We start from the raw sequence: 21,008 nt of genomic DNA, 5'->3' as shown, positions 1-21,008 counted from the left end.
GCACAACAGGCATCGACAGGACGAAGGTAGTTTCATTTTTACGGTCGCGACTTACGTCGCTCCTACAGGAACCACAGCCGCGATGAGCGCCACGCCTCGTCACTTCTTGAAAGACCTCTCGCTCTCCGCCATCGCCGCCGGCTTCGTCACCGTGCTGGTCGGCTTCGCCAGTTCGGCGGTGATCGTCTTCCAGGCGGCGCAGTCGCTGGGCGCGTCGCCGGAGGAGATCAGTTCGTGGATGTGGGCGCTCGGCCTGGGCATGGGACTGACGTGCATCGGACTGTCGCTGCGTTACCGCATGCCGGTGGTGACCGCGTGGTCCACGCCGGGCGCCGCCATGCTGATCAGCAGCGCGGCCGGCCTGCCATTGTCCGATGCGATCGGCGCGTTCCTGCTGTCGGCGCTGCTGATCGCGGTGTGCGGCTTCTCGGGGTTCTTCGAACGCATGATCAGCCGCATCCCGGTGTCGCTGGCCTCGGGCATGCTGGCCGGCGTGCTCCTGCGCTTCGGCATCGACGCGTTCGCGGCGATGAAGACGCAACTCGGCATGGTGCTGACGATGTTCACGGTCTACCTGTTGGCGCGCCGCCTACTGCCGCGTTACGCGGTGATCCTGACGCTGCTGGTCGGCATCGCGTTCGCCGCTGGACTCGGTCTGCTGCAGGTGGACGGGCTGTCGCTGCAGCTGGCGACGCCGATCTTCATCGCGCCGACGTTCTCGTTCGCCGCCATCGTCGGCATCGCGCTGCCGCTCTTCATCGTCACCATGGCCTCGCAGAACGTGCCCGGCGTGGCGGTGATCCGCGCGTCGGGCTACGAGATTCCGATTTCCCCCGTCGTCGGCTGGACCGGCGTGGCCAATCTGCTGCTGGCGCCGTTCGGCGCCTTCGCGCTGAACCTCGCCGCGATCACCGCCGCGATCTGCATGGGGCGCGAAGCGCACGAGGATGTCTCGCGCCGTTACGTCGCGGCCATCGCCGCAGGCGTTTTCTACGTCATCGTCGGCCTGTTCGGGGCCACGGTGGCCGCCTTGTTCGCGGCGTTTCCGAAGGAGCTGATCCTCGCCATCGCCGGCATCGCGCTGCTCGGGACGATCGGCAACAGCCTCGCCGCAGCACTGCGCGACGAGCCGGAGCGCGAACCCGCGCTGGTCACGTTCCTGGTGACGGCATCCGGACTGACGCTGGCCGGCATCGGCTCGGCGTTCTGGGGGTTGGTGGCGGGCGTGGTCACGCTGCTGGTGCTGCGTCGGGCCTGAGATCGCGGACGCGATTCGCATTCGGCTCACGCAGGTGAACGCGGCGTGGAGCATTCAGGTTGAAAGGCGCGGATTCACCTGCGGATGATGCGGGCATGGGCACGCTCCCGGCTCCATCCCCGCAGGAGATATTCCATGCAGACCCCGCTTCGTCATCGTCTGTCGACCCTGGCCGTGCTGGCCGCGCTGTCCGGCGCCGCGTTCGCGCAAGCGCCTGCACCGACCGCAGGCAAGGACGCACTGAAGGAACCGCAGGTGCGCGCGCTGTTGGCCGAGAAGGGCTATACGAACATCGACGATCTCGATTTCGAGGACGGCCAGTGGGAAACCGACGCCACCAGCGCGAATGGCGAGCGCGTCGACGTGCGCATCAATCCGGCGACGGGGGATGTCGTCGCCAAGAAGCTGGTGTCGAACCTCAGCGAGAACGACATCAAGGCCAAGCTGGCCGCCGCCGGCTACTCCAGGATCCATGACGTCGACTTCGATGACGGCGTGTGGAAGGCCGAGGCCGAACGCGCCGACGGCAACGATGTCGAGATCCACCTGGCCGCCAATACGGGCGAGATCATCCACGTCGAGAACGATTGATCGCCATTACGTCTTTGCCATGAAGAAGGCCACCCTCGGGCGGCCTTCTCTTATCCGGCTGTCGACGCGTGCGGTGGTCGGGCGAACCGCCATCCCACCAGCCAGCCGATGGCCAGCAGCACCGCCGCCAACAACCACGGCGCGCCTGGCACATGGGCCGGCGCAGCTTTGCCGATGAACAGCGCGAAGGTACCGGCGAACATCATCGGGCCGACGATGCCGGCCAGGCTGACCAGGCTCATCAACGCGCCCTGCACGCGGCCCTGCACGTCGGCGCCGACCTGCTGCGTGATCAGCGCCTGCGTGGCCGGGCCGGCGAGGCCCCACAGCGCGCTGATCGGCAAGCCGATCAGGAACATCCAGCCGACGTCGGCCATGCCGTAGATGCAGAAGCCGACCACGCCGCACGCCAGGCCGAACAACAATGTGCGGCGTTCACCGAACCGCGGCACGACGCGGCCGACCAGGCCTGCCTGCACGATCACGCTGCACACGCCGACGGCGGCCAGTACCCATGCGACCTGCTGCTCGTTCCAGCGGTACTGGTACTCGGCGAACAGCACGAACACGCTGGGGTAGACGTAGTGCGCCAGGTTGGCGATCAGCACGACCGCGGCCAGGCCGAAGACCTGCGGATACCGCTTCAGCAGCACCATCGAACCCACCGGGTTGGCGTGCGACCAGTCGAACGTCGACGTCCGGCGCTCCTTCGGCAACGACTCCGGCAGGACGAACCAGCCATACAGGAAGTTCAGCAGCGCCAGGCCGGCGGCGAACCAGAACGGCAGGCGCAGGTCGATCGCGCCGAGCTGGCCACCGACGATCGGACCGATGATGAAGCCCACGCCGAACGCCGCCCCGATCATGCCGAATGCCTGCGCACGTTTTTCCGGCGCGGTGATGTCGGCGATGTAGGCATTCGCGGTGGTGAAGCTGGCCGAGAACACGCCCGAGAAAATGCGTGCGACCAGCAGCCATGGCAGCGACTGCGCCAGCGCCATCAGCACGAAGTCGATGCCCAGGCCCAGGCACGACAGCAGGATCACCGGACGCCGGCCGAAGCGGTCCGACAGCGCGCCCTGGATCGGCGTACACACGAACTGGATGGCGGCAAACAGCATGCCGAACGTTCCCACCCACCACGCCGCCTGCACGAAGTCGCCGCCGGTGAACTGGCGCACCAGCCCCGGCAGCACCGGGATGATCACGCCGAACGACAGGATGTCGATCAGCACCGTGATGAAGATGAAGACCAGCGCGGCGCGGCGGCCGGGGACGGCGGGGATCTCGGCGCTCACAGGCGTGCAACCGCAGAAAAGGTGCGCAAGTGTAGGGCATGGCGCTAGCCGAGGTGGAAGCTCCTTGTGGGAGCGACGTGAGTCGCGATCGCGGACCTTGGTTGTCCACGATGTTCGGTTATCGATGGCTGGCCCAGTTGCGCACGGTGGGCAGCGCATGGCGGCGAGAGTGCGATCGCGACTTACGTCGCTCCCACAGGTCGGTTCTACAGTGCGGCCACCGAAACCACCTGGCTCAACCGATGCCGCTGGCCGGGTTCCAGCTCGATCGCATCGTCGCTGGCATTCGCTGCCTCCAGGCAGACGAACGTCCGCCAGCCGTCATCGGGCATGTCGGCGATGGCGGTGGCACCCGCTTCGCCCGGATTCCAGACCACCAGCGACCGGCAGCCGAACGTGTCCAGCCGGATGCGGCGACCGCCGGCCGGATCGCGCAGGTCGAACCGGTGTCCCGTGCCGGTGTAGATGCGATCGCTGCGGCCGGGATCGCGCGGGTCGTGCAGCGACCAGTCTCCGGACTGCACATTCGTGCCGCCGTCGTACTTGTCGTCGTAGCGCAAGCCATCCAGGCCGGTGATCCGTACCTGCATGGCATCGGCGACACGGAAGTACGTGTGCAGCGCCTGCGTCAGCCGGTACGGCGCATCGCCGCGATGCAGGGTATCGATGCTCTGCCGCAGTTCGCGCCCGATGTGCAGCGACATCTGCAGCTCCAGCGGCACGCCGTCGCGCAGCGGCAGTGCGAGCTTCAGCGCGACGCTGCCGTCTGCGTCGCGTTTCACCTCAGCGAACAGCCAGCGCGAGATGCGTGCATGGCCGTGCTGGACGGCATCGTCCGGCTGTCCCTGCTTGCCGAAGTACGGCCAGCAGACCGGTACGCCGCCGCGGATCGCCTTCGGCGGCAGCGCGGTCGTCGGCGACACCCACAGCAGATCATCGAAGCCGGTCGGGACGAACGACAGCACCTGCGCACCGTGCAGGCTGATGCGGGCGACAGAGAACGGCGTCTCCACGCGCAGTACGTCGATCCCCTGCCAGGTCTCGCGGGTCACGCCATCGGGAAGCGTGTTCACGGCTTGACCGCCGCGGGTGGCGCCACCGGCGGTCCTTCAGCCTTGAGCGCCGCAAGGATCTTCGTACCGGCCCGGCCATCCGCCGGCAACAGCCCCAGCCGCTGCTGTTCGACCACGATGGCGCGCCGCGTCTGCGTCCCGATCATGCCGTCCGCCGTGCCGATGGCATGGCCGCGTGCGAGCAACAGCGTCTGCAGTTCACGTCGTTGTGGACGACCGATGCCGGGATCGTCCGTCGGCCATGCAGCGACCAGCCCGCTGCCGCCACGCAGGCGATCGGCAAGCAGCGCGATGGCCAGTGCGTAGCTCTCGGCCGCGTTGTAGGAATAGATGGCGTCGTAGTTCTTGAACACGATGAACGCCGGACCCGCGACGCCGGTCGGCACCAGCACCGCGGCATTGCGGTCGTCGGCCTGCAACGCCTGGCCATCGACGCGGGCGATGCCCTGCTTCACCCACTGGGTCAGTGGCTTGCGGTTGGTGCGACCGGCCTGCGCGAGATCGAAACCGGCTGGCAATGTCACTTCGTAGCCCCACGGTTCGCCCGTCCGCCAGCCGGACTTCACCAGGTAGTTGGCGGTCGAGGCCAGCGCGTCGGGAATGCTGTCGATCAGGTTGCGGCGACCGTCGCCATCGAAGTCGACGGCGATGCGCTGGTAGGTGCTGGGCATGAACTGGGTGTGGCCGAACGCACCGGCCCAGGAACCGTTCAACCCGTCGGCGCGCACGTCGCCTGCCTGCAGCAGCTTCAGCGTGGTCAGAAACTCGCCGCGGAAGAACGCCTGGCGCCGACCGAAGCACGACAGCGTGGACAGCGATACCAGCAGCGGCCGCTTGCCGAACACACGACCGTAGTCGCTTTCCACGCCCCACACCGCGACAACGGTGGCGGGATCCACGCCGTAGGCCTGCGATACCCGGCCCAGCAGCTCGGCATGCGTCGTCAGCATGGCCTGCCCGTCCGCCACGCGCTGGTCGTCCACGAGCGCCGCCAGGTAGTCCCACAGCGGCGTGGTGAACTCGGGTTGCGCGTCGAGCAGGTCCAGCACGCTCATGTCGGCGGCCAGTTCTTTCGTGTACGTGTCGAACGTGGTCGTCGTGATGCCCTGCTTCTCGGCGACGCCGCGCAGGCTGGTCATGCAGGTGGTGAAGACAGGATCGGCCGCAGGGACCACGACCGGCGGCACGATGGGCGCGGGCGGCGCGGGTGGCGTCTGCGCCGCGACCGGCGTTGCAGCGATCAACGCCAGCCAGAGAACGGATTCGTGCGAGGTCATGACGGCCTCCCTGGCCTTCGGGGGAGCGGCCACTTTGCCTTGCCGGAACAATGAAGCCAAGCCGCCACGTCGTGGCACGACGCGCTGACGCCGCGCATCGTGTTCGCGACGACAGAGACGCTATCTGCAATCAGCGAACGATCACGTGGTACTCCACCACCTCCACCGGCGGCACCGTTTCCCACGATCGCCGATACACCATCCTCACCGTCGCCTCACCCGGCGTCTCGGCGCGGAACCACCAGCGCGCGAGGGCAGGCGCACCCGGCATCGGGGGTTGCGTGTCCATCGGCGGCGGCATGGCCGGGCCGGTCGTGCGGGCCAGCACGGGCGCGCCGTCCGAGGTGAACTCCCACTGGTAACCCGTGCTGGCATTGGCCATCAGCGCGATCTCGAGAACTTGCCCCACCCGCATCGGCACCGGTCCTTCGCCATGGGGCCGGACCAGGCCATCGTCCGGCAACGTCGCCGGCGGCGGACCGCCGCCGCTGGCGGGGTCGTTGGCGCAGGCAGACAGCAGCACGCACAGGCCGGGCAGCAGCAGTGATCGCATGGTCGCGTCCTCCCTGGAGACGTCGCCGTTATACACCCCGGCTTCAGGGCCTGATACCGCTTATGACCCCTACCGCATGGCTGTCCGATGGCCGTCAGGGGTGTCGCGTGGCGCAGCGCCTGACTGGCCGTCAGGCCAAGCCGCGCGGCGCCGCATGATCGACATACGCGCCCTCGCTCTTCCTTGCTGCGCACGTTCGCAGGATCGGTGCGGTAGGGGTCATAAGCGGTATCAGGCCCTGCGGCCCGTCCGTAAAATGGCGGCATGAACAACACCCCCCAGGATTCCTCGCTGGGTCGCGAGGTCGCGTATCCCGCGCACTACGACCCCACCCTGCTGTTCCCCATCCCGCGCCAGGGTGCGCGCGACGAGATCGGCATCGCCGCCGATGCCCTGCCCTTCGTCGGCCACGACCGCTGGCACGGCTACGAACTCAGCTGGCTCGACGCCCGCGGCAAACCGCGCGTGGCGACCGCCACGCTGACCGTACCCTGCACGTCGCCATGCCTCATCGAATCTAAGTCGCTCAAGCTCTACCTCAACTCGCTCAACAGCACCCGCTTCAACAGCGACGCGGCCGTGCTGGAACGCATCGCCACCGACCTGTCGGCGCGTGCCGGTGCGGACGTGCAGGTGGTGTTCGGCCTGCCGCCGATGACGGACGCACCGGAGGGCGAATCGATCGACGGGCTGGACGTGGAGATCGACCACTATGGTCCGCCGCGCGCCGAATTCCTCGCTGCCGATCCGGAGACGGACGTCGAGGAAACCCTGTCGTCCGAACTGCTGAAATCCAACTGCCCGGTCACCGGCCAGCCGGACTGGGCCACCGTCGTGATCGCCTACCGCGGCCCGCGCATCGACCGTATGGAGTTGCTGCGCTACCTGGTCAGCTTTCGCGACCACGCCGAATTCCACGAGCAGTGCGTCGAACGGATTTTTCACGATCTGAGCGCGCACTGCCGTCCGGCCTCGCTCTCGGTCGAGGCGCGCTACACCCGCCGCGGTGGCCTGGACATCAATCCCTGGCGGGCGACGGCGGACATGAAGGCGCCGCTCCTGAAGCGCGACTTACGCCAGTAAAGTTACCTACGTAACAATAGAGTCGTTTTCACATCCGCGCTATGGATTCTTAACAGGGCGCGTGCAACGCTGCTCGCATCCCACAGCCCGCCAGGAAGGGTGGATGCAATGAGTACAGAAAAGAAAGCGGACTTCTCAGGCGTCAAAGAAGGTTTCGCTACGTCCGGCGAGGTCAAGCAGGCACCAGATTTTTCGAATGTCCAAGAAGGTTTTGTCGTGTCCGGCAACGTCCAGGATGTGACGCCTGCCAATGAGATCACTTACACGGTCGGGAAAGGCGACACGCTGTCGAAAATCGCGAAAGAGCATCTTGGCAGCGCCAACGCCTGGAAGCAGATTTTCGAAGCCAACCGTGACGTCATCGACGATCCGGATCGCATCTTTCCGGGCCAAGTCATCAAACTTCCGTCGAAGCCTACCAGCGCCTAAGCGCATTCCACTTCATTCACAGGGAACCGAATCCATGAAACAGAATCGCATCACCTATGCCCTCGCCGCCGCGCTGGTGGGAACCGTTGCCCTCGTCGGCTGCAAGAAGAAGGAAGAGCCAGTGGTCGCGCCGCCTTCCGCCATGGAACCGGCTCCGGCCCCCGCACCGGTTGAAGCGGCGCCGCTCACGATCAACGTCACCGGCGTGACACTCGGCAACGCCGTCGATGCCGAGCAGAAGGTCACCACGGCCGCCACGACCTTCGCGCCCAAGGAGACCATCTACGCCTCGGTCGCCACAGACGGCGCCGCCAACGGTGCGACCTTGGCATCGAAGTGGACGTTCCAGGATGGCCAGACGGTGAGCGAGGAAACCAAGACGCTCAACACCACTGGTCCAGGTGTAGCAACCTTCAGCATTTCCAAGCCTGATGGCTTGCCGGCCGGTAAGTACAAGTTCGAGGCCACGCTCAACGGCACGTCGGCCGGCGTGACGGAGTTCGAGGTCAAGTAATCCGCAGGACAAGTCTCTCTCCCACGCATGTGGGGCAAGCTCGGGCGTGGAGAAATCCACGCCCGCTTTTTTTGCGAATGTTAGTAGTCCATCACGAGCAAGGCTGCGAAACTGCCTCGTCCCATTGAGGGACATAACCAAGGAATGGCAATGAAAGTTCTGAACGAATCCGAGGTAGCTTTGGTTTCTGGAGGCAAGGCCGATTTCTCCGGTATGACAGTCAGGGTCGACTCAACTGAGAAACTCGTGCAGGAGAAAACCTTCCTGCAGAAAGTTGCGATGCTTGCGCCTGGCATGTTCCGGTGAATCCCAAAGCGGAGACACTGAAGGCGGGAGTGGCGCGATCCAAGCTCGCTTTCAGTCGCTACGCATACTTGATCTAGGGATGTTCAAGCAGTCCCAGTGTGGTATTCAGCCATAAGGATTGGAATACATGAGAGAACTCAATACGTCCGAAGTGCAGATGGTCTCCGGTGGTAAGGCGGACTTTTCCGACGTTACTGCAGCCGTCACGTCGACTGCGCCAATCGTGTCGACGTGTTCGCCTGGCGCATCATCGGCTAGGGACATGCCGTACTTCTCATTCGCTTGCACGCTCCGCTGAGCGCAGCCTTGAGTCGCACAGCGAGGAGCGGGACTTAGCCCCGCTCCTCGCCCCCTATCCCAGCCTATGCAAAGACACTCCGGCTGGTGCCTGCGCCTCCCCTTCAGCACTCTCGTCTTGGTTTCTGTCCTCAAGGAGTCCTGCTGAGCGGCCGGAATACGCCGTCCATACCCCCTCGTTTTGCCCTGCGTGCGATGGCGCGCGACAATGGCGCGCTGAATTCCCCATCGCCCCTTGTCGAGAGTCCTGATCCCCATGTCGGATACGCCCCGCATCATCTACACCCTGACCGACGAAGCCCCGTTCCTCGCCACCCAGTCGCTGCTGCCGATCGTCGAAGCGTTCACCGCGCCCGCCGGCATCGCGGTGGAAACCCGCGACATCTCGCTCGCCGGCCGCCTGCTGTCGCAGTTTCCCGAGTACCTCGGCGACGCGCAGAAGATCAGCGACGACCTGGCCGAACTCGGCCAGCTGGCGACACAGCCGGAAGCCAACATCATCAAGCTGCCCAACATCAGCGCCTCGGTGCCGCAGCTGAAGGCCGCGATCAAGGAACTGCAGGCGCAGGGCTACCCGCTGCCGGACTACCCGGATGAGCCGAAGAATGAGAAGGAAAAGGACGCCAAGGCGCGCTACGACAAGGTCAAGGGCAGCGCGGTGAATCCGGTGCTGCGCGAAGGCAATTCCGACCGCCGCGCGCCGCTGTCGGTGAAGAACTTCGCCCGCAAGCACCCGCACCGCATGGGCGCGTGGAGCGCAGACTCGAAGTCGCACGTCGCACACATGCCCGCCGGTGATTTCTTCGGCAGCGAGCAGTCGGCCACACTGGCCGCCGACGGCGCGCTGAAGATCGAACTGGTCGCCGCCGACGGCGCGGTCACCGTCCTGAAGGACAAGGTGAAGGTGAAGGCGGGCGAGATCGTCGATGCCGCGTCGCTGAGCCGCAAGGCGCTGGCCACCTTCATCGCCGAGCAGATCGACGATGCCAAGGCCAAGGGCGTGCTGTTCTCACTGCACCTCAAGGCCACGATGATGAAGGTCTCCGACCCCATCATGTTCGGCGTGGTGGTCAACGAGTACTACAAGGCCGCGCTGGCCAAGCATGCGGCTGTGCTGGAACAGATCGGCTTCGACGCCAACAACGGCATCGGCGACCTGTACGCGCGCCTCGGCGCGCTGCCGGCCGACCAGCAGGAGGCGATCAAGGCCGACCTGCAGGCCGTCTATGCCGATCGCGGCGCGGTGGCGATGGTGAACTCCGACAAGGGCATCACCAACCTGCACGTGCCGAGCGACGTGATCGTCGACGCCTCGATGCCGGCGATGATCCGCGACTCCGGCAAGATGTGGAACGCCGAAGGCAAGCTGCAGGACACCAAGGCCGTCATCCCCGACCGCTGCTACGCCGGCATCTACCAGGCAGTGATCGACGACTGCCGCGCCAACGGCGCGTTCGACCCGGCCACGATGGGCAGCGTGCCGAACGTCGGCCTGATGGCGCAAAAGGCCGAGGAATACGGCAGCCACGACAAGACCTTCCAGATCCCGGCCGACGGCACCGTGCGCGTCACCGATGACACGGGCAACGTCGTGTTCGAACAGAAGGTCGAGGCTGGCGACATCTGGCGCATGTGCCAGACCAAGGACGCGCCGATCCAGGACTGGGTGAAGCTGGCCGTCGGCCGCGCACGCCTCAGCAAGACGCCGGCGATCTTCTGGCTGGACAAGGACCGCGCGCACGATGCGCAGGTGATCGCCAAGGTCGAGCGGTACCTGAAGGACTACACCATCGACGCGCTGGACATCCGCATCCTGCCGCCGGTCGACGCCATGAAGGTGTCGCTGGAACGCATCCGCAAGGGCGAGGACACCATCTCGGTGACCGGCAACGTGCTGCGCGACTACCTGACCGACCTGTTCCCGATCATGGAACTCGGCACCAGCGCCAAGATGCTGTCGATCGTGCCGCTGATGGCCGGTGGCGGCCTGTTCGAGACCGGCGCCGGCGGCTCCGCGCCCAAGCACGTGCAGCAGTTCCTGGAAGAGGATTACCTGCGCTGGGATTCGCTCGGCGAGTTCCTCGCGCTGGCCGCGTCGCTGGAACACCTGGGCCAGCGCTACCTCAACACGCCGGCCAAGGTGCTGGCGAACGCGCTGGACGTGGCCAACGGCCGCATCCTGGACGAGAACCGTTCGCCGGCGCGCAAGGTCGGCGAACTCGACAACCGCGGCAGCCATTTCTACCTGGCCCTGTACTGGGCGCAGGCGCTCGCCGCACAGGACGACAATGCCGAACTGAAGGCGAAGTTCGCGCCGCTGGCGAAGACGCTGGCCGACAACGAAGCCACGATCCTCGGCGAGTTGAACGGCGCGCAGGGCAAGGCGCTCGACATCGGTGGCTACTACCACCCCGATCTGGCGAAGACCTCCGCCGCGATGCGCCCCAGCAAGACGTTCAACGACGCATTGGCGACGCTGTCGGCCTGAGGTCCACCGCTTTTCCGCACCATCCGACGCCCGGCCTTGTGCCGGGCGTCGTGTTTTCCACGAGCATGCCACCGCTGCCCTGATCACTGCGACGCCGCCATGACCGATCCACGCGACCTCCTGCTGTTCTCGTACGGCACGCTGCAGCTGGAAAGCGTGCAGCGGTCCTCGTTCGGCCGCCGGCTCGACGGCGAACCGGATGCGATGACCGGATACGCGCGGACGATCGTGGAGATCACCGATCCCGACGTGCTCGCCGCCAGCGGCGAACGCGTCCATCCCATCGTCAGTCCCAGCGGCGAGCCATCCGATGAAGTCGCCGGTACCGTATTCCGGATCAGCGCCGACGAGCTCGCTGCGGCGGACCGCTACGAGGTCGCCGACTACACGCGTGTCCAGGTGCGCCTGAAATCCGGGCGCGAGGCCTGGGTGTACGTGAAGGCCTGAGTCCAGCGCGGGAATCGGTGTGGGAGCGACGTCAGTCGCGATGAACCGCCGTGGCAACCTGTTCGCGACTGACGTCGCTCCCACAAACGAGGGAACCGCTGCCTCACCGGAACAGCGACAACGAGGTCATCGCCCGCAGCCGCCGCGCGCTGAGCCGCTGGATCGCTTCGCGATGACGTGCCTGGCCTGCCGCATCGTGGGCGTGGTGCCGGTGGGTGGGTTCTGGCGACGGGGTGCCGGGGTGAGCGACATGGCCCTGCAGGAACAACATGCCCTGGCTCATGCCACCCAGCTGCTGCCACCACTGCTTCCTGATCTCGGTCTGCATGCGACGACTCCGTTGCGCCGGTATCCGGCTTGAAGGAGTGACAAGGTAGGCGCATCATCGAGCCTGAAAAAGCGAAAGCTCCGCAACCCAGCCTTGAGGTGGATTCAAGATGAGCCGGCTGCCGCTGGACCAGGTCGACGCTTTCGTCACCGCTGCGCGCCTGCGCAACCTGACGCGCGCGGCGGAGGCCATGCACCTCACCGTCAGTGCGCTGAGCCACCGCATGCGGCTGCTGGAACAGCGGCTGGGCCACAAGCTGCTGGCACGCGGGCCGCGCGGGGTGGAACTGACGCCGGACGGCCAGCGCCTGTTCGATGCGATTTCCGGCCCGCTCGACACCATCGAGCACGCACTGCGGCGCGCCACGCTGCGCAACGACCACACGGTCACGCTCAGCCTGATCCCGTCGATGGCCACGGCGTGGCTGGTGCCGCGCCTGCCGGCCTTCCTCGCTGCGCATCCGGAACTGGGCCTCAACCTGCAGTCGAGCACGCACGTGGTCGACTTCGAACGCGAGCCGGTGGATCTGGCGCTGCGCCTGGGCGGCGGCCGCTGGCCGAACGTGCACGCGGAATTCCTTTTCCACGAATGGATCACGCCGGTGGCCAGTCCCACGCTGGTGAAGCAGCACGGCAAACCGACGCCGGACCAGATGGCGACGTTGCCGCTGCTCGGCGACCCCGCCAATCGCTGGAAGGACTGGTTCGAGCATTTCGGCGGACAGGCGCCGGCACGCTACGTGGCGCAGTTCGACGACACCGAGACCCTGCACCAGGCCGCCGCGCAGGGTGTCGGCGTGGCACTGGCGCGCTGGACGCTGGCCGAGCCGCTGGTGAAGGCGGGCCGGCTGGTGACGCTGACGAAGAAGCGGCTGCAGGCCGACTTCGCGCACTACCTGGTCTATCCCGAGCGCAGCCTGTCGCATCCGGGCTTCCGCAAGGTGCGCGGCTGGCTGCTGGAGCAGGCCGGCATCGCGGTGGAGCGATGACTCCAGCGTGCGGCGGCTAACATCGGCGCATGGTCGCGCCCGACGCCATCGCCCGCCTGATCCATGACGCCTTCGCGGACTACCACGCGCGGTTCGCAGAGATCACGCGGCGCGCCAAGATCCGCTTCGAGACGATGGACTGGGCCGGCGCGCGCGCCGACGCCGTCGAACGCATCGAACTGTACGACCAGTGCATCGCCGAGTGCGCGCTGCGCCTGCAGTCCACGCTGCTCGGGCGCGCGCACGATCGCGCGCCGTGGATCGCGGCACGTGCCGCCTTCGAACACCTGATCGGCGGCCAGATCGACCGCGAGCTCTACAAGACCTTCTACAACACGCTGAGCCGGCGGTTCTTCCGTACCCGTGGCGTGGACCCGGCGCTGGAGTTCGTCGCGCTGGACGTCGAACCCACCGATGCGATCACCCATCCGGTCGCGCGCCACAGTTATGCCGTCTCCGAGCAGCGGCCGACCGATACGTTCGCGCGGATGCTCGGCGACTACCGTTTCGACGTGCCCTACGCGCACCGCACGCGCTGCGCCGCGGCGATCGCGGTACGCCTGCAGGACGACCTGGCGCACTGGGGTGCGAATCCGGTGCGCGGCATCGAACTGCTGGATACGGTGTTCTACCGCGAGCGTCGCGCTTACCTGGTCGGGCGCGTCTTCGGCGAGCACCGGTTCTCGCCGTGCGTCATCGCACTGGTCAACGAGGGCGGCCAGCTGAAGGCGGAAGCGGTGCTGACCCATCGCGGCGACGTGGCGCACCTGTTCGGCACCTCGCGCAGTTATTTCCATGCCGACCTGGCGACCGTCGGCGATGCGGTGGTGTTCCTGCGTTCGCTGCTGCCCGGCAAGCCCATCGACGAGATCTACACGGTGCTCGGTCGCGCCAAGCAGGGCAAGACCGAACGCTACCGCACCTTCTTCCATCACTTCCACGCGCATCCAGACGAGCGGCTGGTGCATGCCGACGGCACCCCCGGCATGGTCATGGCGGTGTTCACCCTGTCCAGCTATCCCCTGGTGTTCAAGGTGATCCGCGACCGCTTCGCCTATCCGAAGGCGATGAGCCGGCAGGATGTCGAGGACAAGTACGACCTGGTGTTCCACCTGGACCGCGTCGGCCGGCTGCTGGACACCCAGGCGTTCCGCTTCCTGCGCTTCCCGCGCGCGCGCTTCTCGCCTGAACTGCTGCGGGAACTGCGCGAAAGCTGCGGGCAGAGCCTCAGCGAGGACGGCGACGACCTGGTCATCCACCTCTGCTACGTGCAGCGGCGCCTGCGCCCGTTGAACCTGTATCTGCGCGAGCAGAAGGCCGAGGCGGCGCGCATCGCCGCGCTCGACTACGGCCAGGCGATCAAGGACATGGCACGCAACAACATCTTCCCCGGCGACATGCTGCTGAAGAACTTCGGCGTGTCGCGCCACGGCCGCGTGGTGTTCTACGACTACGACGAGCTTCGGCTGGTCGCCGACTGCCGCTTCCGCGACTGGCCGCAGCCGACCACGTACGAGGAACAGATGTCGGATGGCCCCTGGTTCCATGTGGACGCAGGCGATGTCTTCCCCGAGCGTTTCCCGCAGTTCCTCGGCCTGCCCGATACGCAGGCGAAGGCACTGAAGGCCATGCATGGCGAACTGTTCCGCCCCGCGTGGTGGCGCGACCTCCAGTCGCACCTCGCCGCCGGCGATTACCCGGATACTGCGCCGTATCCGGATGCGTTGAAGCTGGCGTGATCGCGCGCATGCCGACACCACGCGCCACGCGCTACCCTTGCCGGCATCCGCAGAGCCACGTCCCCGCATGAGTACCTACCGCCTCGATTCGATCTTCCGGCCACGCGCCGTGGCGGTGGTAGGCAGCCAGTCGCGGGCGCGCTCGGTCGGGCGCGCGGTGGTCGAGAACCTGCGTGCCGCCGGTTTCGAGGGACACATCGGCCTGGTCAACCGCCATCCGCAGCCGATGGACGGCGTGGCGACCGTGCGTTCCCTGCGCGACCTGCCGTGGACGCCGGACCTGGTGGTGATCGCCACGCCGGCCGCGACCGTGCCCCAACTCGCGGCAGAAGCGGCGGAAAAAGGCGCCGGCGCGGTCGTGGTGCTGACCGCCGCCATGGGCAGCGGTCCCGGCTCACCGGCGGCGCAGCTGGAAGCACTGACGCGCGACAAGGGCCTGCGCGTACTCGGCCCGAACTGCCTGGGCGTGATCGCGCCGCACGCACGGCTCAACGCCAGCCTCGCCAGCCGTTTTCCGAAGGCCGGCGACCTGGCACTGATCTCGCAGTCGGGCGCCATTTCCGGCGGCCTCGTCGAGTGGAGCATGAGCCAGCCGGTCGGCTTCTCCGCCGTGGTGTCGCTGGGCGATGCGCTGGATGTCGATTTCGCCGATCTGCTGGACTACTTCGCCACCGACCATCGCACCCGCGCGATCCTGTTGTACGTGGAAACGATCCGCGACGCGCGCAAGTTCATGTCGGCGGCACGTGCAGCGGCGCGTACCAAGCCGGTCGTCGTGGTGAAGTCGGGCCACGGCGGCGACGCGCAAGTCACGCCGGCCGGCAGCACGCACACGCAGAACCTGGCCAGGCCGAACGCGGTCTATGGCGCCGCATTCCGTCGCGCCGGCCTGCTGCGCGTGCGCTCGCTGCATGAACTGTTCGCCGCCGCGCGCACGCTGGGACAGGTGCGCCCGTTCCACGGCCGGCGCCTGGCGATCCTGACCAACGGCGGCGGCGTGGGCGCGCTGTCCGTCGACCATCTGTACGAACAGGGCGGCACCCTGGCGACGCTGTCGGACGCCACCCGCGATGCACTGGACCGCATCCTGCCCGTGGGCTGGTCGCGGACCAACCCGGTCGACCTGCTGACCGACATCGACGCCGACCGCTACGCCGCGACGATCGAAGCGCTGCTCGCCGATCCGGAGAACGATGCGTTGCTCGCGGTCAACGTGCCGACGGTGCTGTCGTCGTCATCGGAAGCCGCGCATGCGGTCACCCGCGTGCTGTCGCAGCGGCCGGCGCACGGCGCGCGAAAGCCGGTCTTCACTGTCTGGCTGGGCAACGACCCGCAGGCCGAAGCCGTGCTCGACGCCGCACAGATCCCGCGCTATCCCAACGAATCCGATGCCGTCGCCGGCTTCATGCACCTGGTGCGCCACCGCGAGGTGCAGGCGGCGCTGATGGAAACGCCGCCCAGCCTGCCGGAGGACTTCAGCCCCGATGTCGGCGTGGCGCGCGCACTGGTCGATGCCGCACTCGATGCCGGCCACACCTGGCTGGATCCCCTGGCGACCACGCAGTTGCTGGCCGCATATGGCATTCCCATGGCGCCGCTGTGGCGCGCGCTCGATGCCGATGACGCCGCGCGCATCGCCGCGCCGTTGCTGGCCGAAGGCACCACGGTCGCGGTGAAGATCCTGTCGCCCGACATCCCGCACAAATCCGACGTCGATGGCGTGCGACTCAACCTGCCGAACGCGAACGCCGTGCGCGAAGCCGCCGCCGGCATCCTGCAGCGCGCGCGCGAACGCCGGCCCGAGGCGCGCATCGAAGGCGTGCTGGTGCAACCCACGCTGCTGCGACCGAAGGCGCGCGAACTGATCGCCGGCATCGCCGACGATCCGGTGTTCGGCCCGGTCATCGCGTTCGGCCGCGGCGGCACCGCCGTGGAAGTCATCAACGACCAGGCGGTGGCACTGCCGCCGCTGGACCTGCGCCTGGCGCACGAACTGATCGCGCGCACCCGCGTCTCGCGCGTACTGAAGGCCTACCGCGACGTCCCGGCGGCCGACGAGCGCGCCGTCGCTCTGGTGCTGGTGAAGCTGGCGCAGCTGGCCGCCGACATTCCGGAGATCCAGCAGCTCGACATCAATCCGCTGCTGGCCGACCGCGACGGCGTGGTCGCCGTCGACGCGCGCATCGCGGTGGCGCACGGTCGCGCGCTGCACAAGGGCCGCGGCCATCCGCGCTTCGCGATCTTCCCGTATCCGACCGAGTGGGAGCGCACGATCCTGCTCGCCGACGGCCAGCCCGCGCTGGTGCGGCCGGTGCGGCCGGAAGACGACGCGATGTTCCGTGAGTTCTTCACGCACATCACCGACGAAGACCTGCGCCTGCGCTTCTTCCAGTCGGTGCGCCACTTCAGCCATGAATTCATCGCCCGCCTGACCCAGCTCGATTACGCACGCTCGATCGCGCTCGTTGCCGTGCATCCCGGCACGCACGAGATGCTCGGCGCCGTGCGCCTGCATGCCGATGCGAACTACGAGAAAGGCGAGTACGGCATCCTGGTGCGCTCGGACCTCAAGGGCCACGGCATCGGCTGGAAACTGATGCAGATCATGATCGAGTACGCGCAGTGGCAGGGCCTGACGCTCATCGAGGGCCAGGTGCTGCGCGAGAACCGCACCATGCTGGCGATGTGCGAAAGCCTGGGCTTCAAGGTGAAGCCGGACGTGGACGATCCCACGCTGATGAACGTCAGTTTGCCGGTGCCGCCGGCGGCATGATGCGCTTGCTCGTCATTCCCGCGAAGGCGGGAACCCAGTGCCTTCGCTTTCGCGCGTTCAAGTCGCTGGGTCCCCGCCTTCGCGGGGATGACGGTCTAGAGCTTCACCACCACCTTGCCGAAATTCTCCCCGCGCAGCAGGCCGATCAGCGCACGCGGCGCGTTTTCCAGTCCATCGACGAGATCCTCGCGGTAGCGGATCTTCCCTTCTGCGAGCCAGTCCCCCATCTCGCGCAGGAACTGCGGGTACAGCGCGATGAAATCGTGCTGGATGAAGCCGCGCACGGTCAGGTGGCGGGTGAGGATCTGGCTCATCAGCCAGCCCATGCGGTCGGGTCCGGCCGGCAGCGCCTTGTCGTTGTAGTGCGCCACCAGTCCGCAGACCGGGATGCGGGCGAAATCGTTGAGCAATGGCACCACGGCATCGAACACCGCGCCGCCGACGTTCTCGAAGTAGACGTCGATGCCGTCCGGGCATGCGGCGCGCAGCTGCGCGGCGAAGTCCGGCGCGCGATGGTCCAGCGCGACATCGAAGCCGAGCTCGTCCTGCAGGTAGGCGCGCTTGCGCTCACCGCCGGCGATACCGACCGCGCGTGCGCCCTGCAGCTTCGCGATCTGGCCGACGGTCGCGCCGACCGGCCCGCTGGCGGCGGCGACCACGACGGTCTCGCCCGTCTTCGGCTGCCCGATCTCGTGCAGGCCCGTGTACGCGGTGAAGCCGGGCATGCCGTAGACGCCCAGCGCGGTGGTCAATGGCGCGACGCGCGCGTCCAGCTTGCGCTTCAGCGTCCTGCCATCGGCGATGGCATGCGTCTGCCACCCGCCATGCGCGAGCACGATGTCGCCGGGGTGCAGATCGGGGTGGCGCGAATCGATCACCTCCGACACCGTGCCGCCGTCCATGACCTCGCCGATCTCCACCGGCTTCGCGTACGAGCGCCCGGCATTCATGCGCCCACGCATGTACGGGTCCAGCGACAGGTAGCGGTTGCGCAGCAACACCTGGCCATCGGCGGGGGTCGGCAACGGCGCCTGCTCCAGACGGAAATCTTCCGCCGTCGGTTCGCCGAGCGGACGCGCCGCCAGCACGATGCGGGTGTTGCGGTCTGCGTCATGGGTACCCATGCATCGTCTCCGGTGTCGTCGATGCCTGCAGTCTAGCCATGGCGCGTGCGGATGCGATGAAGCGTGCCCGGCGCGCGGCGGCCGCCATGCGGGCTGAACATGCTGCGTGCTAGGCTCCGCCCACCTTTCTGGAGGGCTGACACATGACGATCCGTATTGTTCCGCTGTCCCTGGCGCTCGTGGCCGCACTCGCGGCTTCGCCGTCCTCGTTCGCCGCTTCGCCGGCCAAGCCGGCCGGTGCCACGCAGGCGCTGCCGGCCGCGGACGCCGCCGCGCTCGATGCCGCCCTGAAAGGCGATTGGCGCGATCCAAAGAACGTTGCGCGCGACATCTATCGCCATCCGGAGGAGACGCTGTCGTTCTTTGGCGTGAAGCCGACGCAGACGGTGGTCGAGATCACGCCCGGTGGCGGCTGGTACGCCGAGATCCTCGCGCCGTACCTGAAGACGGACGGCACCTACGTCGCCGCCGTGGTCGATCCGGCCAGCGTGGCGGAGAAGAGCCGCAACTACTATCAGCGCGGACTGGATGGCCTGCAGAAGAAGTTCGCCGATGGTCCCGCGCAGTTCGACAAGGCCACCGTGGTGAAGTACGACCCGGCCGCGCCGGTCTTCGGCACGGCCGACTCCGCCGACGTCGTGCTGACCTTCCGCAACGTGCACAACTGGCGCAAGGCCAGCCAGGCCGAAGGGATGTTCAAGGGCTTCTTCACCGTGCTGAAGCCGGGCGGCGTGCTGGGCGTGGTGGAACACCGCGCGACGCAGGACGTGGCTGCGGACGACGACACCGGCTATGTCAGCGAAGCCCAGGTCATCGCGCTGGCCGAAGCGGCGGGATTCCGCCTCGACGCGAAGAGCGAGGTCAACGCCAACCCGAAGGACACGAAGGACTATGCGGACGGCGTGTGGACGCTGCCGCCGTCGAACAAGCATCCCGAAGCCGAGCGCGCGAAGTACCAGGCCATCGGCGAAAGCGACCGCATGACACTGCGGTTCGTGAAACCGCACCACTGAGCCATCACGGCCGCCCGATCGCGCCACATCCCGTCCCGGGGTGTGGCGCTGCCGTTTGCTGATCGTCCATGCTTATCGCGTTCAACAAGCCCTTCAACGTGCTGTGCCAGTTTACCGACCGCAGCGATCCGCCGCGGCGCACGCTGGCGGAGTTCGGCCTGCCGCCGCGCGTGTATGCCGCGGGCCGCCTGGACTACGACAGCGAAGGGCTTCTGCTGTTGACCGACGACGGTACGTTGGCGAACCGGCTGACAGACCCGCGCCACAAGCAGCCGAAAACCTACTGGGTGCAGGTGGAAGGTGCACCGACGGACGCGCAACTGGATACGCTGCGTCGCGGCGTGACGTTGAACGACGGGCCGACACGGCCGGCGACGGTAGCGCGGCTGGATCAGGCACCGGCCCTGTGGCCGCGCGATCCGCCCGTGCGCTTCCGCAAATCGGTACCCGATGCATGGTTGTCGGTGACGATCTCCGAGGGACGCAATCGTCAGGTCAGGCGGATGACCGCAGCGGTGGGCTTGCCCACCCTGCGACTGGTACGTGCCGCCATGGGCGGCACGCTGTTGGGCGATCTCGCCCCTGGGACATGGCGCGCGCTCTGAGCGCGCGCGGATCGCATCGGATCAACTTTCCGCAGAGCGGGCGGTGCTGCGCGGCTTGCGCGGCGTGCCGGTCTTGCGCGCACTGGACGCCTTGCCGTTGACCTTGCGGGCTTCCACGCGGCGCGACTTGCCTTCGATCGCGCCCGTCGCCTGGTCCTGCTTGCGCTTGCGGTAGGCCACCAGCGCCAGCAGGCCGACACCGATGCCCGTGGCCACCGCAACGGCGGGATTGCGCCGCACGAAGTTCACCGCGAGCCTGCCGCCGGTCTTGGCGACACCCAGCGCCGCGCCGGTCTGCAGCAGCCTGTCCGCGCTCGGCACGGCATGCTTGAGACTGGTGCCGGCCTGGCTGGCGAGTTCCAGCGCGCGGTCGGTGATGGTGGTCAGCTTGCTCATGGGACCTTCCCTGTAAGGATGTGGGTAGGCCGCCAGTGTCTTGGCGGCGGTGTTTACGCGGCGTTAGTTCGGCGCCCCCCACCTGAACGGACACGTAGCGTGCGCCATGCGCACGATCCGCGATGTGGAATCGAGCGGTGGTATCCGGGTGCTGCGATAGGGGTTCATGCGGTCGTGCGCATGGCGCACGCTACGTGCCGCGGGGCTTTGCCCGGTGCGTTGCCTGGGCGCTCCAGGGGTCGTCGGGCCACGCCGAGTGGAGCATGCGCCGCAGCAGCGGCTGAACGGACACGTAGCGTGCGCCATGCGCACGATCCGCGATGTGGAATCGAGCGGTGGTATCCGGGTGCTGCGATAGGGGTTCATGCGGTCGTGCGCATGGCGCACGCTACGTGCCGCGGGGCTTTGCCCGGTGCGTTGCCTGGGCG

At 67.2% G+C, this 21,008-nt stretch carries 20 protein-coding genes; 13 read left to right on the top strand and 7 right to left on the bottom strand.

Going from position 1 to position 21,008, the window contains the following annotated elements:
- The first annotated feature begins 82 nt into the window (after window positions 1-82).
- Both V7060_RS12855 and V7060_RS12850 read left to right on the top strand, forming a co-directional pair.
- Entirely contained in the window at window positions 83-1,258 is a 1,176-nt protein-coding gene (locus V7060_RS12855; RefSeq protein WP_334179647.1) for a benzoate/H(+) symporter BenE family transporter, read from the top strand.
- Between the two features lie 135 nt (window positions 1,259-1,393).
- Entirely contained in the window at window positions 1,394-1,849 is a 456-nt protein-coding gene (locus tag V7060_RS12850; RefSeq protein WP_334179646.1) for a PepSY domain-containing protein, read from the top strand.
- 50 nt (window positions 1,850-1,899) lie between these two features.
- Here V7060_RS12850 and V7060_RS12845 read toward each other — a convergent pair whose 3' ends face one another.
- The 4 genes from V7060_RS12845 to V7060_RS12830 all read right to left on the bottom strand — a co-directional run bounded on the left by V7060_RS12845 (window position 1,900) and on the right by V7060_RS12830 (window position 6,050).
- On the bottom strand, window positions 1,900-3,147 hold the full coding sequence (locus tag V7060_RS12845; RefSeq protein ID WP_334179645.1) for a TCR/Tet family MFS transporter: 1,248 nt from the start codon (window positions 3,145-3,147) through the stop codon (window positions 1,900-1,902).
- Between the two features lie 206 nt (window positions 3,148-3,353).
- A complete protein-coding gene (locus V7060_RS12840) occupies window positions 3,354-4,220 on the bottom strand; it encodes a D-hexose-6-phosphate mutarotase (RefSeq protein WP_334179644.1) in 867 nt (288 codons plus the stop codon).
- Window positions 4,217-5,497, bottom strand: a complete 1,281-nt coding sequence (locus V7060_RS12835) for a lytic murein transglycosylase (RefSeq protein ID WP_334179643.1) — start codon at window positions 5,495-5,497, stop codon at window positions 4,217-4,219. Before V7060_RS12835 ends, V7060_RS12840 begins: the two co-directional genes overlap by 4 nt.
- A gap of 130 nt (window positions 5,498-5,627) precedes the next feature.
- Window positions 5,628-6,050, bottom strand: coding sequence for a protease inhibitor I42 family protein (locus V7060_RS12830; RefSeq protein WP_334179642.1), 423 nt, complete (start codon window positions 6,048-6,050; stop codon window positions 5,628-5,630).
- Between the two features lie 264 nt (window positions 6,051-6,314).
- Between V7060_RS12830 and queF the strand changes: the two genes are divergently transcribed.
- From queF to V7060_RS12800, 6 genes are all read left to right on the top strand, one after another.
- Entirely contained in the window at window positions 6,315-7,133 is an 819-nt protein-coding gene (gene queF, locus V7060_RS12825) for an NADPH-dependent 7-cyano-7-deazaguanine reductase QueF (RefSeq protein WP_334179641.1), read from the top strand.
- Between the two features lie 108 nt (window positions 7,134-7,241).
- On the top strand, window positions 7,242-7,562 hold the full coding sequence (locus V7060_RS12820; RefSeq protein WP_334179640.1) for a LysM peptidoglycan-binding domain-containing protein: 321 nt from the start codon (window positions 7,242-7,244) through the stop codon (window positions 7,560-7,562).
- Window positions 7,563-7,596: 34 nt separating this feature from the next.
- Entirely contained in the window at window positions 7,597-8,076 is a 480-nt protein-coding gene (locus tag V7060_RS12815; RefSeq protein ID WP_334179639.1) for a hypothetical protein, read from the top strand.
- Window positions 8,077-8,226: 150 nt separating this feature from the next.
- Window positions 8,227-8,382: a hypothetical protein gene (locus V7060_RS12810; RefSeq protein WP_334179638.1), complete on the top strand. Its 156-nt coding sequence runs from the start codon at window positions 8,227-8,229 to the stop codon at window positions 8,380-8,382.
- 553 nt (window positions 8,383-8,935) lie between these two features.
- Window positions 8,936-11,167: an NADP-dependent isocitrate dehydrogenase gene (locus V7060_RS12805; RefSeq protein WP_334179637.1), complete on the top strand. Its 2,232-nt coding sequence runs from the start codon at window positions 8,936-8,938 to the stop codon at window positions 11,165-11,167.
- 99 nt (window positions 11,168-11,266) lie between these two features.
- A complete protein-coding gene (locus V7060_RS12800; protein ID WP_334179636.1) occupies window positions 11,267-11,614 on the top strand; it encodes a gamma-glutamylcyclotransferase family protein in 348 nt (115 codons plus the stop codon).
- Between the two features lie 103 nt (window positions 11,615-11,717).
- On the opposite strand, the gene V7060_RS12795 is transcribed toward V7060_RS12800, so the two are convergent.
- Window positions 11,718-11,942 carry a hypothetical protein gene (locus V7060_RS12795; protein WP_334179635.1) on the bottom strand — a complete coding sequence of 75 codons (225 nt, stop codon included), beginning with the start codon at window positions 11,940-11,942 and terminating at the stop codon, window positions 11,718-11,720.
- Between the two features lie 109 nt (window positions 11,943-12,051).
- Between V7060_RS12795 and V7060_RS12790 the strand changes: the two genes are divergently transcribed.
- The 3 genes from V7060_RS12790 (at window position 12,052) to V7060_RS12780 (ending at window position 17,442) form a co-directional block, all read left to right on the top strand.
- A complete protein-coding gene (locus tag V7060_RS12790; protein ID WP_334179634.1) occupies window positions 12,052-12,930 on the top strand; it encodes a LysR substrate-binding domain-containing protein in 879 nt (292 codons plus the stop codon).
- Window positions 12,931-12,959: 29 nt separating this feature from the next.
- Window positions 12,960-14,669, top strand: a complete 1,710-nt coding sequence (gene aceK / locus V7060_RS12785; protein ID WP_334179633.1) for a bifunctional isocitrate dehydrogenase kinase/phosphatase — start codon at window positions 12,960-12,962, stop codon at window positions 14,667-14,669.
- 67 nt (window positions 14,670-14,736) lie between these two features.
- On the top strand, window positions 14,737-17,442 hold the full coding sequence (locus V7060_RS12780) for a bifunctional acetate--CoA ligase family protein/GNAT family N-acetyltransferase (RefSeq protein WP_334179632.1): 2,706 nt from the start codon (window positions 14,737-14,739) through the stop codon (window positions 17,440-17,442).
- A gap of 95 nt (window positions 17,443-17,537) precedes the next feature.
- On the opposite strand, the gene V7060_RS12775 is transcribed toward V7060_RS12780, so the two are convergent.
- Window positions 17,538-18,566 (bottom strand): NADP-dependent oxidoreductase, encoded by a 1,029-nt coding sequence (locus tag V7060_RS12775; protein ID WP_334179631.1) that lies wholly within the window; start codon window positions 18,564-18,566, stop codon window positions 17,538-17,540.
- A gap of 143 nt (window positions 18,567-18,709) precedes the next feature.
- Between V7060_RS12775 and V7060_RS12770 the strand changes: the two genes are divergently transcribed.
- Both V7060_RS12770 and V7060_RS12765 read left to right on the top strand, forming a co-directional pair.
- A complete protein-coding gene (locus V7060_RS12770; protein ID WP_334179630.1) occupies window positions 18,710-19,579 on the top strand; it encodes a methyltransferase in 870 nt (289 codons plus the stop codon).
- A 68-nt stretch (window positions 19,580-19,647) separates the two neighbouring features.
- Window positions 19,648-20,184 carry a pseudouridine synthase gene (locus V7060_RS12765; protein WP_334179629.1) on the top strand — a complete coding sequence of 179 codons (537 nt, stop codon included), beginning with the start codon at window positions 19,648-19,650 and terminating at the stop codon, window positions 20,182-20,184.
- A 21-nt stretch (window positions 20,185-20,205) separates the two neighbouring features.
- Here V7060_RS12765 and V7060_RS12760 read toward each other — a convergent pair whose 3' ends face one another.
- Window positions 20,206-20,580 (bottom strand): hypothetical protein, encoded by a 375-nt coding sequence (locus V7060_RS12760; protein ID WP_334179628.1) that lies wholly within the window; start codon window positions 20,578-20,580, stop codon window positions 20,206-20,208.
- Between the last annotated feature and the right edge of the window lie 428 nt (window positions 20,581-21,008).

This window comes from Pseudoxanthomonas sp. (genome assembly GCF_036845285.1).
Lineage (GTDB): Bacteria > Pseudomonadota > Gammaproteobacteria > Xanthomonadales > Xanthomonadaceae > Pseudoxanthomonas_A.
Note: the sequence above shows the minus strand (reverse complement) of the source record. Positions and strands in the feature narration are given on the sequence as shown.

Excerpts from the sequence above, each read along its gene's own strand:
- V7060_RS12855 (WP_334179647.1), top strand. The coding sequence starts at position 83 with ATGAGCGCCACGCCTCGTCACTTCTTGAAAGACCTCTCGCTCTCCGCC.
- V7060_RS12850 (WP_334179646.1), top strand. The coding sequence starts at position 1,394 with ATGCAGACCCCGCTTCGTCATCGTCTGTCGACCCTGGCCGTGCTGGCC.
- V7060_RS12835 (WP_334179643.1), bottom strand. The coding sequence starts at position 5,497 with ATGACCTCGCACGAATCCGTTCTCTGGCTGGCGTTGATCGCTGCAACG.
- V7060_RS12830 (WP_334179642.1), bottom strand. The coding sequence starts at position 6,050 with ATGCGATCACTGCTGCTGCCCGGCCTGTGCGTGCTGCTGTCTGCCTGC.
- queF (WP_334179641.1), top strand. The coding sequence starts at position 6,315 with ATGAACAACACCCCCCAGGATTCCTCGCTGGGTCGCGAGGTCGCGTAT.
- V7060_RS12820 (WP_334179640.1), top strand. The coding sequence starts at position 7,242 with ATGAGTACAGAAAAGAAAGCGGACTTCTCAGGCGTCAAAGAAGGTTTC.
- V7060_RS12815 (WP_334179639.1), top strand. The coding sequence starts at position 7,597 with ATGAAACAGAATCGCATCACCTATGCCCTCGCCGCCGCGCTGGTGGGA.
- V7060_RS12810 (WP_334179638.1), top strand. The coding sequence starts at position 8,227 with ATGAAAGTTCTGAACGAATCCGAGGTAGCTTTGGTTTCTGGAGGCAAG.
- V7060_RS12805 (WP_334179637.1), top strand. The coding sequence starts at position 8,936 with ATGTCGGATACGCCCCGCATCATCTACACCCTGACCGACGAAGCCCCG.
- V7060_RS12800 (WP_334179636.1), top strand. The coding sequence starts at position 11,267 with ATGACCGATCCACGCGACCTCCTGCTGTTCTCGTACGGCACGCTGCAG.
- V7060_RS12795 (WP_334179635.1), bottom strand. The coding sequence starts at position 11,942 with ATGCAGACCGAGATCAGGAAGCAGTGGTGGCAGCAGCTGGGTGGCATG.
- V7060_RS12790 (WP_334179634.1), top strand. The coding sequence starts at position 12,052 with ATGAGCCGGCTGCCGCTGGACCAGGTCGACGCTTTCGTCACCGCTGCG.
- aceK (WP_334179633.1), top strand. The coding sequence starts at position 12,960 with ATGGTCGCGCCCGACGCCATCGCCCGCCTGATCCATGACGCCTTCGCG.
- V7060_RS12780 (WP_334179632.1), top strand. The coding sequence starts at position 14,737 with ATGAGTACCTACCGCCTCGATTCGATCTTCCGGCCACGCGCCGTGGCG.
- V7060_RS12775 (WP_334179631.1), bottom strand. The coding sequence starts at position 18,566 with ATGGGTACCCATGACGCAGACCGCAACACCCGCATCGTGCTGGCGGCG.
- V7060_RS12770 (WP_334179630.1), top strand. The coding sequence starts at position 18,710 with ATGACGATCCGTATTGTTCCGCTGTCCCTGGCGCTCGTGGCCGCACTC.
- V7060_RS12765 (WP_334179629.1), top strand. The coding sequence starts at position 19,648 with ATGCTTATCGCGTTCAACAAGCCCTTCAACGTGCTGTGCCAGTTTACC.
- V7060_RS12760 (WP_334179628.1), bottom strand. The coding sequence starts at position 20,580 with ATGAGCAAGCTGACCACCATCACCGACCGCGCGCTGGAACTCGCCAGC.